This window comes from Streptomyces sp. NPDC034043, assembly GCF_055575675.1.
In genome coordinates this window covers 65,406-77,064 of sequence record NZ_JBVISF010000002.1, presented here as the reverse complement: position 1 = coordinate 77,064, position 11,659 = coordinate 65,406, and the positions used below count along the sequence as shown (strand labels likewise).

Genomic DNA, 11,659 nt, shown 5'->3' with positions numbered 1-11,659 from the left:
AACCGGCCCGGGAACCCTCCCCGCCGCTACGCGGGGGCCGTCATGGCCGTGGGGTCGCCGCGCAGGGCGAGCGAGGCGGAGTAGCGGCGCAGCAGCAGGACGGCGGTGGTGGCCAGGCCGGTGAGCAGGCCGAGCCAGATGCCGAGGAGGTCGAGGCCGAGCGCGTAGGCGAGGAGCCAGGAGGCGGGCAGTCCGACGGCCCAGTAACCGATGACGGTGATGCGGAAGCCGCTCTTGGTGTCGTCGAGCCCCCGCAGGAGTCCGACCCCTATGTTCTGGGCGCAGTCGAAGAACTGGAGGAAAGCGGTGACGATCAGCAGCTGGGTGGCGATCGTCAGGGCCTGCCCAGAGCCGGGCCCGGAGTCGAGGAAGGGGGCCAGGACCAGGCCGGGGAGCGTCAGGTAGAGGACGCCGACGGCGGCCATGACGGCGGCGGCGCAGGCGAGCGCGGTGTTCTTGATGCGCCGGGCGTGATCCGTGCGGCCCAGCGCCAGTTCGCGGCTGACGTTGATCGAGGCGGCGTGCGAGAGCCCGACGGCGACCTGGAAGACGATGTAGACGAGCTGGTTGACGGCCGTGTGCGCGGCGAGGGCGTCGGGGCCGAAGGAGCCTGCCATCAGCGCGGTGATGGAGAAGAACCCGGCTTCGGAGCCGTAGGTGGCGGCTATGGGGACGCCCAGTGCGACGAGGCGCCTGACGGTGGCCGGGTCGGCCCTGAAGACGTTCGGCGTGAGCAGTGGCGCCAGCTCGCCGTCCTTCCTCGCGGAGAGGTACAGGGCGACGAACGACAGGAGGTAGACCGTCGAGGTGGCGACGCCGATGCCGGTCAGACCCAGCCGGGGCAGACCCCATGTGCCGTGGACGAGGACCCAGTTCAGGCCCGCGTTGACGGCCACGGACGCGAGGGTGATCCGGAGCAGGCCCTGCGGGCGGCGCATGCCGACGGTGAACTGGCGGACCGCCTGGAACCACAGGCAGGGCAGCAGGCCGGGGGCGAGGGCGAGCAGCATCGTCCGGGTGCGCTCGACGACCGCGGCGTCCTGGCCGAGCCAGATCAGCGCCTGGCCCAGGAGGACCATCAGGACGGCGCCGGCCGTGCCCGCGAGCGTGGCGACGGCCAGGCTCGCGCGGACGATGCCCCGGACCTCCTCGTTCGCCCCGCCCCCACCGGCCGCCCCTCCGCCGTCCGCCCCGCCCTCGCCGGCCCGCTCGGCTCTGGCCGCGGCGGCGGCTATCTGGTTGCCCACGGCGGTGACCAGGCCGACGCCCATGGTGCGGAGCTGGTTGAAGATGACGAGGGCCAGGCCGCCGGCGGCGAGCTCCTCGGTCCCGAGGAATCCCATCATCACCGTGTCGGTGGTCGTCAGCGCGACCTGCGCGAGCTGGGTGAGGACGAGGGGCACGGCCAGGGAGGCCAGTGCGCGGCTGTCACGGAGGAGGGTGGTCAGCATGGGTCAGGATCACCGCTTCCTGCGGAGTTTGGTGAGGAGTTCGTCGATCTCGCGCTCCGCCTCGGCGTCGAGGAGGCCGCGTTCCCGCATCCACGCGTCGTCGAAGACGGTGTCCATGTACTTCTCACCGCCGTCGTTGACGAGGGCGACCATGGTGGTGCCCGGGGGCAGGGCGGTCAGACGGGTCAGCGCCTCGTACACGACGCCGCCGGCGGACCCGCCGATGAGCAGACCGGTACGGGCCACCGCGCGGCAGGTCGCGAAGGCCTCGACGTCGCCGACCTTGACCCCTTCGTCGATCAGGTCGAAGTCGACGAGGGCACCGATCTCCGCGCCTTCGGGAGTGCCGGTGCCGGACTGGTAGTAGTCGTGGGCCGGGCCGCCGAAGGCGATGGACCCCTTGGGCTCGACACCGATGACCGTGAAGCCGGACATCAGCCTGCGCAGCTCCCGGCTGGTGCCGCACAGGGCGCCGCCGGTGCCGACCGCGCCGATCAGGACGTCGAGACCGCCGTCGAGCGCCTCGTGCAGTTCGTGCGCCACGGGGAAGTAGCCGACACCGTTGGCGGGGTTGTTGTGCTGCTCGGTGAAGACCGTGTTGTCCCGGCCGCGGGCCAGTTCCTCGGCGAGTTCCTCACGGGCGGCGGTGGCGAGCTCGCCGGTGCCGGCGTCGGGAACGTGGACGAGTTCGGCGCCCAGGGCCTTCATGGTGCGGAGCTTGTCCGCGCAGGCGTGGTCGTCGACGACGGCGGTGAAGGCGTAACCGCGTTCGGCGGCGATCACGGCGAGTCCCAGACCGGTGTTGCCGGAGGTGGACTCGACGACGCGGCCCCCGGGACGCAGCTCGCCGGCCCGCTCGGCCGCGTCGACCATCGCACGGGCCATACGGATCTTCGCGGTGCCGGTCGGGTTGAACATCTCCAGCTTCAGCAGCAGGCGGCTGCCGGTCCCCGTGGCGGCGAGTTCCAGCAGGGGCGTGCGGCCGATCAGGTCGGACACTCGGGAGACCACGGCGGGGCGCTGAAGTGCTCCGGGCATCGAAAGCTCCTGTGAGGGGGAGGACGGTCGGATGGTCTCCGGCTCAGGCGGAGTGGCGGTCGAGGCGCCAGCGGGGGCGGGGGCCGCCGGTGCGGTCGATGACGACCTTGGGCGGCAGGGCGAGGTCGTGGAACGGGGACTCGTTGGAGTCCATCTGGTACCCGGCGGTGTTCGGGTAGACGAGGAGGTCGCCCGTGCGGGGGCGGCGGGGGAACCCGACCTTGCGCCAGGTGAGCATGTCGGACTCCAGGCAGGTGGCCGCCCCGACGCTCGCCGGGTACACCCCGGGGGGCCCGGTGGTGTCCTGGGACAGGAGGTGGGGGTCGGGCAGGTACTCGCTGTTGAACCACTGCTCGGACAGGCTCAGGCTGGTGCCGTCGACGGTGAGGATCCGGTACCCCCCGCGCTCCTTGACGCCCTGGATCCGGAAGACGGTGGCCCCCGCCCGGTCGAGGAGGGCCCGGCCGGGCTCCAGGAGCAGGGCCACCCCGGCGTCCCTGAGGAGGCCGGCGAGCGGCCGGCCGCGGCCTTCGGGCCGGGCCGCCAGCAGCGCGGCCAGGGCGCCGGCGCCGGAGACCGGCGAGTGGTAGGGGTAGAAGTCGCCGGTCCGGAACGTCTTGCCCGCGTGGTAGTGGCGGCTGTGGTGCCGGGTGAGGAAGGTGTGCCAGCTGTCGGCGTCGGTGTAGCTGACGGGCAGGCCGCCGCCGATGCTGATGCGGGCGGCCTCCAGGCCCTGGGCGCGGGCCTTGAGGCACAGGTCGACGAGGTGTCCGGCGAGGTCGGCGCGCGGCTGGAGGGCGTAGCCGGACAGGTGGAAGCTGAAGCCCTCCATCCGGACCGCGTCACCGGCCCGGACGCAGCGGTCCGTCGCTGCGTCCAGTTCGGCACCGGTCATTCCGAAGCGGCTGTGCGGCTGGGCCGGGGGAAGGCAGCGCAGCAGCACGCGGGCGGGACGCACCGGTCCGGTCAGGGCGATGGTGACGAGGGCGTCGAGCTCGTCCAGGGCGTCGACGGCGATCAGGGCGCCCTGCTGGACGGCCAGGCGGAGCAGGACGGTGTCCTTGGCCGGGCCGGTGACCACGAGGTGCTCGCCGCGGACGCCGTGTCCGAGGGCTTCGCGCAGCTCGCCGGCGGAGGCCACGTCCACCCCGGCACCGCCCGCCGCCGCCCGTTCGGCGAACACGGCGGCCTTGTTGGCCTTCTTCGCGAAGTACACGAAGCCGTCCACGCCCGCGGCGGCGAGGGCGTCCCGCAGGGCCCGCAGGTTGGTGTCGAACGCCTCGGGCAGCAGGAAGTGGAAGGGGCCGCCGAAGGCGTGGGCGAGTTCGGGAAGGAGGCCGCTGGCCAGCACGGCGTCCGTCGCGGCGTCGGGGAGGGGAGGGAGGGCGGGGGAGTGGCCGGTGCCGGGGCTCACTGCCACAGTGGCACCTCGGTGCCCAGGCCCTGGTCGATGGCCAGCTGGGCGAAGCGGTGACCGAGGGCGATGTCGGTGACCACCAGCCCGCTGTTGTAGGCGAAGACGTGTTCGGTGCCGCTCCGGCGGCCCGCGGCCTCCCCGGCCAGCACGGGCGCCAGCTCGGCGTCGACCGCGGGGAACTTGCCGTCGGCGTCGGCCATGTCGGTGCCGGTGACGTGCATCTGCGCCTCGCTGGTGGCGATGACCCGGTCCGCGTGGTGCAGGGTCGAGGGCGCGAGCCCGTGTCCGACGAGGACGGACAGCGTGCCGGGCCCCAGCCAGTCGGCCTCGATCGCGGCGGGCGTGTGGGCGCCGGCGGTCGCGACGATGACGTCCGCTTGGGAGGCGGCCGCCCGCAGGTCGGTGACGATGTCCACGTCCCGGTCGGGGAAGTGGGCGCGCAACCGCTCGCGGACGGCACCGATGCCCTCGGGGTGGGTGCCGAACAGCATCAGCCGGTCCAGCTCCGGCAGCGTGGTCAGCAGGAACGGCAGGGCGAGGCGGCCCTGGGTCCCGGTGCCGACGACCAGCGCGGACCGGGCTCCGGGCGCCGCGCACTCCCGGGCCAGCAGGGCGGAGACGGCGGGGGTGCGCAGCGAGCCGATGCGGGAGCAGTCCATCATGGCCACGGGGAGCCCGGTGCTGTCGTCGTAGAGCGTCAGCGCGGTGTAGTAGTGCTGTTCCTCGCGGCCCTTGTCCAGGCCGTGCTTGTACGAGGTTTTGATCGCCACCACGTCGCGGGAGCCGTCCCGGCCCAGCATCGCGTAGGAGACGGAGTGTCCGTCCTGCGGCTTGACGGTCAGCTTCCGGGGGTTGTCGGACCGGCCGGCGTGCAGGGTGCGGTAGGCGCCCTCGACGGTGGCGACCACGTCGGCCAGGGACACGTCGATCCCGGCCAGGTCGGTGGTCGACAGGACGCGCAGGTGTGTGCCGTCGCCGGCCGCCGGGGTGGCGGCGGGTGCGGCCGGGGTGTCCGTCATGGTGGGTCACTCCTCCGGTGCGGGACGGGAGTTCAGCTCGCGTGTGCTTCGAGGGCGGTCTGGCCGTATCCGTGCTCGCCGGCTTCGGCGGCGGGGCGGGTGCGGCGTCCGGGTACCCGGACCGAGGCGCGCTTGAGCCAGCGGTCGGTGCCGTCGTACCGGGCGCGGAAGGGGACGCGGCCGTGGACGACGAGGTCGTTGTCCACGACGAGGACCTCGCCGGGGCCGAGGCTGACGGCCACCGAGACGCGGGCGAGTTCCTCCGACAGGCGGTCGTACGCGGACCGGTACGCGGCGTCCGCTTGGTGCAGGGGGGTGTACGCGGGGTCGTAGCGCAGAGTCATCCCGTCCTCGCTGGCGTAGAGGGCCGGTACGGCGGGCGGGGCCCCGCCGTTGTAGCCCTGGGCCGCCCGGTAGGCGTCGTCGGGCAGGATCGGCAGGACCGGCCGGGTCAGCAGGGCGATGTCGGTGTCCGTGAGGCGGGTCCTGCGGATGCTGGCGGCGGTGGTGGCGATGCCGTCGGGGTTGCGCATGCAGCCGAGCATCAGCAGGTGGGCGCGGCCGGGGTGGAAGGCGTCCTCGGTGTGCGGGCTGAGGAGCACGGTGCTGGAGGCGCCCGTCTGTTCGGTCTCGTGTCCCCGGGAGGGGACAATGTTGTGGACGAAGCGGCCGTCCTGCTGGCCATGCCAGGCGATGGGGTTGCCCATGACGGTGGCGAGCAGGAGCAGCGCGATGTCGTACACCGCGCCGCTGTCGTGCGCGGTGGCCCAACTGGCGGGCGTCGGGCCGATGGCCCCGTCGTGGACGGCGAGGCCGCGCAGGACGAACAGGCCGTCGGCGGTGTCGACGGGGCGGCACTGGTGGCGCAGGTCGTCGCCGAAACCACCGGCCACCTCCTGGACCCGTGCCAGGAGGGCGGGGCTCGTGGCGGACGTACCGAACGTGGCGAGCAGTTTCTCCGCGGCGTCGCGGAGTTCTCCCGCGGTGTGGGGGTTGAGCTGGCGGACTGGGGCGGCTGCCGTGCTCATGGCGAAGGAATCCGTTTCGTTCGGATGGCAGGGGGGAACCCGGTTTCCTGGCGCGGTTCATCTCTCCATGACGGGGCGGGAACTGTCAACTGGCAAGGGCCCAACGGCAGTTGGCGTGCCAGCCGTGAACCTGCGGAACCGGCGAACGATTCGAACGCTAGCAGGAGATGAAGGTAAGGCAAACCTTACTAACGGGTTGACGTTCACCCGGATTCGGATATGCGTCCCATCGTGAATGACGGCTTGCGGAAATGGTTGTCATTAGGGTAGGCAAACCTAAGAACATCCCAGTCCGCTCAGTGGATCGAGGACGTACGTGAAGATGAACAGGCGTCAAGTTCTGTGGTCGGGCGGAGCGTTGGGTGCGGCGGCCCTCCTCGCCGCCTGCTCCTCCGGGGAAGCCGGCACCGCGGATGACCCCGCGGCGGGTGACGGCAAGCCGAAGAGCGGGGGTACCCTCCGCGTCGGCGCACTCGGCCGCGCCGGCGCCATCACCCGCGACCCGCACGGTTCCCATGCCAACGAGAGCGACTACCTCGTCATCGCGCTGGTCTACGACACCCTCACGACTCCCGGCGCCAGGCCCAACACCCGTCCGCGGCTGGCCGCTTCGTGGGAGCCTTCGGCGGACCTGAAGACCTGGAAATTCAAGATCGCCAAGGGTGCCGTCTTCCACGACGGCCGCCCGGTGACGGCCGACGACGTCGTCTGGTCGCTGCGGCGCCTGCGCAACACCCCCTCCGGCGCTTCGCGCCTGCCCGGCATCAAACCGGAGAACATCACGGCCGAGGGAACCGACACCGTCGTCCTCGTCTCGGACCACGCCAACGCCGAACTGCCGCTCCTGACCCGCCTGACGACCTTCGTCCTGAAGAAGGACACCGCCGACGGCGCGCTGGAGAAGGCGCCCGGCACCGGCCCGTTCAAGCTGGACTGGTACCGCGGCGGCAACGCCCGCCTGGTGCGGAACGACACGTGGTACGGCGGGACCGTCCACCTCGACGCCATCGAGGTCACCATGTTCGAGACCCCCCAGGCGATGGCCAACGCCCTTCTCGCCGGGCAGATCGACGTCGCCTCCAACGTCGGCGCGGTCGCCGCCCGTACCGCCGAGGCGCGCAAGGACGTCCAGGTCCTGCGCCGCCCCAACGACATGGCCATGCCGATCGTCATGCGTACCGCCGCGGGCAGCCCGTTCGCCGATCCCCGCGTCCGCGAGGCCATGCGCCTGATCGTCGACCGCGAGGCCATGGTCAAGCAGGTCCTCTCCGGCTACGGAACCGTCTCCAACGACATCATGGGCACCGGGGACCCGAACTTCGCCAAGGACATCCCTCAGCGTGCGCGGGACCTGGCCAAGGCCGGGAAGCTCCTCGCCGAGGCGGGATTCGAGCTGTCCCGGACCTACGACCTCGTCACCACCGAGGACATCCCCGGACTCGCCGAGTCCGCGACCCTCTTCGCCAACCAGGCCAGGGAAGCGGGCGTCAAGGTCCAGGTCGTCAAACAGGAATCCGGCGCCTTCTGGGACAAGACCTGGAAGACCGGCGACTTCTACACCACCTACTGGGGCACCAACGACTCGGTCGTCTTCTTCGCCTCGAAGACCATGGTCACCGAGGCCGCCACCAACGAAGCGGCCTGGTCCGACAAGGAGTTCGACGCCTCCTACCTCAAGGTCGTCGGCACCGCCGACGAGACCGCACGCGCCGCCGCCCTGAAGGAGCTCCAGCGGATCGAGTACGACCGGTCCGGCTACCTGCTGTGGGGCATGGCCGACGGCATCGACCTGGCCGCCGCCAAGGTCCAGGGCCTGCCCAGGCTCGCCGGATACGGCCGAGTCCAGCTCGAGGGCGTGTGGCTGCGTTGAGCCACCCGGCCCGGGACGAGAAGGCGGCCGCCCCCGCACGCCCCGGGGCGGCCGCCGCCTCACGGCGTGCCGCCGCACTGGTCACCAGGGCGGCCAGGGCGGCCGGGGCGGCGGCCCGGCGGGCCCTGCTGCTCGTCGTGCTGCTGGCCGTCGTCTTCGCCGCCGTCGAAGCGCTGCCCGGCGACGCCGCCACCGCCGCCGCCGAGCGGGGCGAGAGCGCCGCCGACCTGGCGGCGCGACGGCACCTGCTCGGACTCGACCGGCCGCTGTGGGAACGCTTCTGGGAATGGATGACCGCCCTGCCCACCGGCGACCTCGGCACCTCGGCGCGGGGCCGGCGGGTCACCGAGCTGCTGGCCGACCCCCTCCCCAACACCCTGCTGCTGGGGGCGGCCGCTTTCCTCCTGACCGTCGTCCTCTCCCTGGCCCTCGGCTGCTGGGCGGCCTCCCGCCCCGGCCGGCTGGCCGACCGGATCATCGGGCACACGGCCACCGCCTCCTTCGCCGTACCCGAATTCGTCATCTCGGTCCTGCTCCTGCTGCTCCTGTCGCTGTGGACGGGGTGGCTGCCCGCCGTCACCGTCACGGGAGCCGACGGGGCTCCGGCCGCCTGGACCATGCTGATCATGCCGGTCATCGCCCTGGTGATCCCCCAGACCGGCTGGAACACCCGCATCGTGCGCGGCGCCCTCGCCGACCAGGCCGCGACCCCCCATGTCGAAGCCGCCGTCCTCGACGGGCTGCCGGCCCGCCACGTCCTGCTGCGCCACGCCCTCCCGGGCGCGGTACCGGCGATCGCCACGGGCATCGCCACCTCCACCGGCATGCTCCTGGGCGGAGCGGTCGTGGTGGAGACCCTCTTCAACTACCCCGGCATCGGAACCGTCCTGGCCGGCGCCGTCGCCGCACGCGACACCCCGCTCATCGCCGGGGTCGTCATCTGCGCCGGTGCCGTCATCAGCCTCGTCCTGCTGGCCGCGGACCTGCTCCGCGCCCGCACCCTGGGAGTACGCGCATGAGCGCCGCCACCGTCGCCGCCACGAGGACGCGGCCCCTGCCCGGACGGATCCGGGCCGTGCGCGGCATCGCCCCGGCACTGCTCCTCGTCCTGCTCGCCCTCTGCGGGCCCTTCCTCGCCCCCCACACCGTCGACACCCCCGTCACCGCCCCCTACGCCACCCCCGGCCGGGACGCCCTCCTCGGCGGGGACCAGCTGGGCCGCGACGTCCTGAGCCGTCTGCTGCACGGCGGCACCGCACTCATCGGCAGCGCCCTCGTCGTGGCCGTCACCGTCACCCTGCTGGCCACCCTGCTGGGCTGCGCCGCCGTGCTGCGCCCGGCGCTCGGCCGAGCCGTCGAACGCACCGCGGACGTGTCCATCCTGCTCCCGTCCGTCCTCGGCATCATGCTCATCGCCCTGGCCTGGCCCGGGGGCGGCCGCGGCCCGGTCGTCATCGCCGCCACCGTCCTCGGCACCCCGTACGCGGTGCGCATCGTCGCCGGCGCCGCGGCGCCCCTGGCGAACTCCGGCTACGTCGAGGCCGCCGTCACCCGCGGCGAGGGGCTCGCGTACATCGCCGTGCGCGAGCTGCTGCCCAACCTCCGCGCCACCGTCCTCGCCCTGTTCGGCCTGCGGTTCGTCGAGGGCATCTACGTGATCTCCATGGCCGGTTTCCTCCAGATCGGCCCCCAGCCACCCGCCGCCGACTGGGCCCTGATGGTCCGCGAGAACGCCCCCGGCATCCTCCTCAGCCCCTGGGGGGTCCTCGCCCCGAGCCTGGCCATCGCCGTGCTCGCCATCAGCGTCAACCTCGCCTCCACCTCCCTCGCCCCCCACTCCGTACGCAAGGCGGTGACCACCTCGTGAGCGACGCCGCGCCCCGGGCGGAAACACCTCGGGCCACGGCCCGGCCCGTCCCCGACACCCCGCCCCTCGCCACCGCTACCGGTCTCGAAGTCTCGATGGAGGACGGCGGCGTCCTGCTGCGGCCGACCTCGGTACGCATCCACGCCGGCCGCGTCACCGCCCTCACCGGCAGCTCGGGCTCCGGCAAGACCACCCTGCTCCGCGCCCTCGTCGGCCACCTCCCGCCCGGCGCCGCCGTCACCGCCGGCACGCTCGACGTCCTGGGCCACGACCCCGTCGCCCTCACCCCCGGACAGCTGCGGCGACTGCGGCGCTCGCGCGTCGCCTACGTCGGGCAGGACCCCGGCTCGGCCCTCAACCCGCGGATGACCGTGCGCCGGCTCGTCGCCGAAATGGCCCCCGACCGCGGCCACGCCACCGTCCTCGGCCTCCTGAGCGAGTGCCGGCTCCCGCTCGGCGACGGCCTGCCCGACCGCCGGCCCACCGCGATCTCGGGAGGCCAGCAACGGCGTGTCGCCCTCGCCCGCGCGCTGGCCCGGACCCCCGACATCCTGCTCCTCGACGAGCCCACGGCGGGACTGGACCCCGCCCTGCGCGACGAGATCGCCGAGCTGCTGCGTGACCTCGCCGCCGACCGGGGGCTGGCCGTCGTCATGGCCACCCACGACCCCGAACTCGTCGGCGCCTGCGCCGACCACACGGTCCGCCTGACGCCCGCCCGGCCCCCGGCCGTCCCCACACCCCGGACCCCGCCACGCCCCCCTTCCGGGCCTCCCGCCGCCGCCCGGAAGGAGGGCCAGGGGCTGAGCGCCCGCGCCGTCGGCGTCACCTTCCGGCACGGCGGCACCCGCCACCGCGTCCTCGACGCGGTCGACTTCACCGCACCCCCCGGATCCGCCACCGGCATCGTCGGCCCGTCCGGCTCCGGCAAGACCACGCTGCTGCGGGTGCTCGCCGGACTGCATCCCGCCGACACCGGCAGCCTGGAGCTGGACGGCCGGCCCCTGGCGTCCCTGGCGCGCAAGCGCACGCGGGAGGACCAGCGGCGCATCCAACTCGTCCCGCAGAACCCCCTCGCGGCCCTCAACCCCGCGCGCACCGTCGGCGCGGCCCTGTCCCGGCCCCTGCGCATGCACGGCGGCCTGTCCGGGGCGGCCGTACCCGGCCGGGTCGCCGAACTCCTCCGGCAGGTGGAACTGCCGGCCGGGTTCGCCGGCCGCTACCCGGCCGAGCTCTCGGGCGGTCAGCGCCAGCGGGTCTCGATCGCCCGCGCCCTGGCCGCCGGACCCGACGTCCTGCTGTGCGACGAGATCACGTCCGCCCTCGACCCCGACACGGCCCGCGCCGTCATGGAGCTGCTGACGCGCCTGCGCGCCGAGCACGCGCTGAGCGTGGCCATGGTCTCCCACGAACTCCACCTGATCGGCGCCTACACGGACACCGTGCACGTCCTGGAGGGGGGCCGCCTGGCCGGGTGCGGCCCGACCTCAGCGCTCGTGCCCGCCGGCTGATCCGGCGTACCCCTCGCCGGGGGCGTCGCGCAGGCCCAGACGCAGGTGCTCGACGTGGAAGAGGGCCTGGTCGAGCAGTTCGGCGACATGGCCGTCGTACAGCTCGTAGACGATGGAGCGGCCCCGGCGCTCACCCGTCACCAGGCCCAGGTTGCGCAGCAGCCGCAGCTGGTGGGAGCAGGCCGACTGCTCCATGCCGACGGCCTCGGCGAGTTCGCCGACCGGGCAGGGGCCCTCCTGGAGCCGGGCGAGGATGTGCAGCCGCGAGGGCGTGGCCAAGGCCTGGAGCGTCGCGGCGACATCGGAGGCGCCCACGGCGTCCAGCCGCTCGCGGGTGCTGACCGTGCTCTTCGAATCGACTCCGTGGCCCATGGGCACCATCCTACCGGCGATACATGAAGAGATGTTCATTCGTTCCTGTATCCTGACGGTGTCGCCCCTCCCGTGCCGTGAAGGGT

Annotated in this window: 10 protein-coding genes; 4 read left to right on the top strand and 6 right to left on the bottom strand. The window is 73.2% G+C overall.

Translation table 11 applies throughout. The features are described from left to right. Positions 1-26: 26 nt before the first annotated feature. The 5 genes from ACZ51S_RS05100 to ACZ51S_RS05080 are packed head-to-tail and all read right to left on the bottom strand — an operon-like array spanning position 27 to position 5,953. Positions 27-1,451: an MATE family efflux transporter gene (locus ACZ51S_RS05100; protein ID WP_468474835.1), complete on the bottom strand. Its 1,425-nt coding sequence runs from the start codon at positions 1,449-1,451 to the stop codon at positions 27-29. Between the two features lie 9 nt (positions 1,452-1,460). Further along, positions 1,461-2,489, bottom strand: coding sequence for a cysteine synthase family protein (locus ACZ51S_RS05095; protein ID WP_468802555.1), 1,029 nt, complete (start codon positions 2,487-2,489; stop codon positions 1,461-1,463). Between the two features lie 43 nt (positions 2,490-2,532). Next, positions 2,533-3,909 (bottom strand): type III PLP-dependent enzyme domain-containing protein, encoded by a 1,377-nt coding sequence (locus tag ACZ51S_RS05090; protein WP_468802554.1) that lies wholly within the window; start codon positions 3,907-3,909, stop codon positions 2,533-2,535. After that, complete coding sequence (locus tag ACZ51S_RS05085; protein ID WP_468959758.1) at positions 3,900-4,925, bottom strand: ornithine cyclodeaminase family protein; 1,026 nt, start codon at positions 4,923-4,925, stop codon at positions 3,900-3,902. The genes ACZ51S_RS05090 and ACZ51S_RS05085 overlap by 10 nt, the downstream gene beginning before the upstream one ends. Positions 4,926-4,957: 32 nt before the next feature. Continuing rightward, the gene (locus ACZ51S_RS05080; RefSeq protein WP_468959757.1) at positions 4,958-5,953 is read right to left on the bottom strand and encodes a TauD/TfdA family dioxygenase; all 996 of its coding nucleotides are present in this window, start codon (positions 5,951-5,953) and stop codon (positions 4,958-4,960) included. Between the two features lie 322 nt (positions 5,954-6,275). On the opposite strand from ACZ51S_RS05080, the gene ACZ51S_RS05075 reads away from it, so the two are divergent. Genes ACZ51S_RS05075 through ACZ51S_RS05060 form a run of 4 tightly spaced genes read left to right on the top strand, consistent with a single transcriptional unit; the run spans position 6,276 to position 11,201 of the window. Beyond that, on the top strand, positions 6,276-7,823 hold the full coding sequence (locus ACZ51S_RS05075; protein WP_468959755.1) for an ABC transporter substrate-binding protein: 1,548 nt from the start codon (positions 6,276-6,278) through the stop codon (positions 7,821-7,823). Further along, a complete protein-coding gene (locus ACZ51S_RS05070) occupies positions 7,811-8,842 on the top strand; it encodes an ABC transporter permease (RefSeq protein ID WP_468474841.1) in 1,032 nt (343 codons plus the stop codon). The genes ACZ51S_RS05075 and ACZ51S_RS05070 overlap by 13 nt, the downstream gene beginning before the upstream one ends. Beyond that, the gene (locus ACZ51S_RS05065) at positions 8,839-9,690 is read left to right on the top strand and encodes an ABC transporter permease (RefSeq protein WP_468959752.1); all 852 of its coding nucleotides are present in this window, start codon (positions 8,839-8,841) and stop codon (positions 9,688-9,690) included. The genes ACZ51S_RS05070 and ACZ51S_RS05065 overlap by 4 nt, the downstream gene beginning before the upstream one ends. Continuing rightward, the gene (locus ACZ51S_RS05060; protein WP_468474843.1) at positions 9,687-11,201 is read left to right on the top strand and encodes an ABC transporter ATP-binding protein; all 1,515 of its coding nucleotides are present in this window, start codon (positions 9,687-9,689) and stop codon (positions 11,199-11,201) included. The genes ACZ51S_RS05065 and ACZ51S_RS05060 overlap by 4 nt, the downstream gene beginning before the upstream one ends. Here ACZ51S_RS05060 and ACZ51S_RS05055 read toward each other — a convergent pair. Beyond that, the gene (locus tag ACZ51S_RS05055) at positions 11,178-11,573 is read right to left on the bottom strand and encodes an ArsR/SmtB family transcription factor (protein ID WP_468474844.1); all 396 of its coding nucleotides are present in this window, start codon (positions 11,571-11,573) and stop codon (positions 11,178-11,180) included. The genes ACZ51S_RS05060 and ACZ51S_RS05055 overlap by 24 nt on opposite strands. Positions 11,574-11,659: the final 86 nt, after the last annotated feature.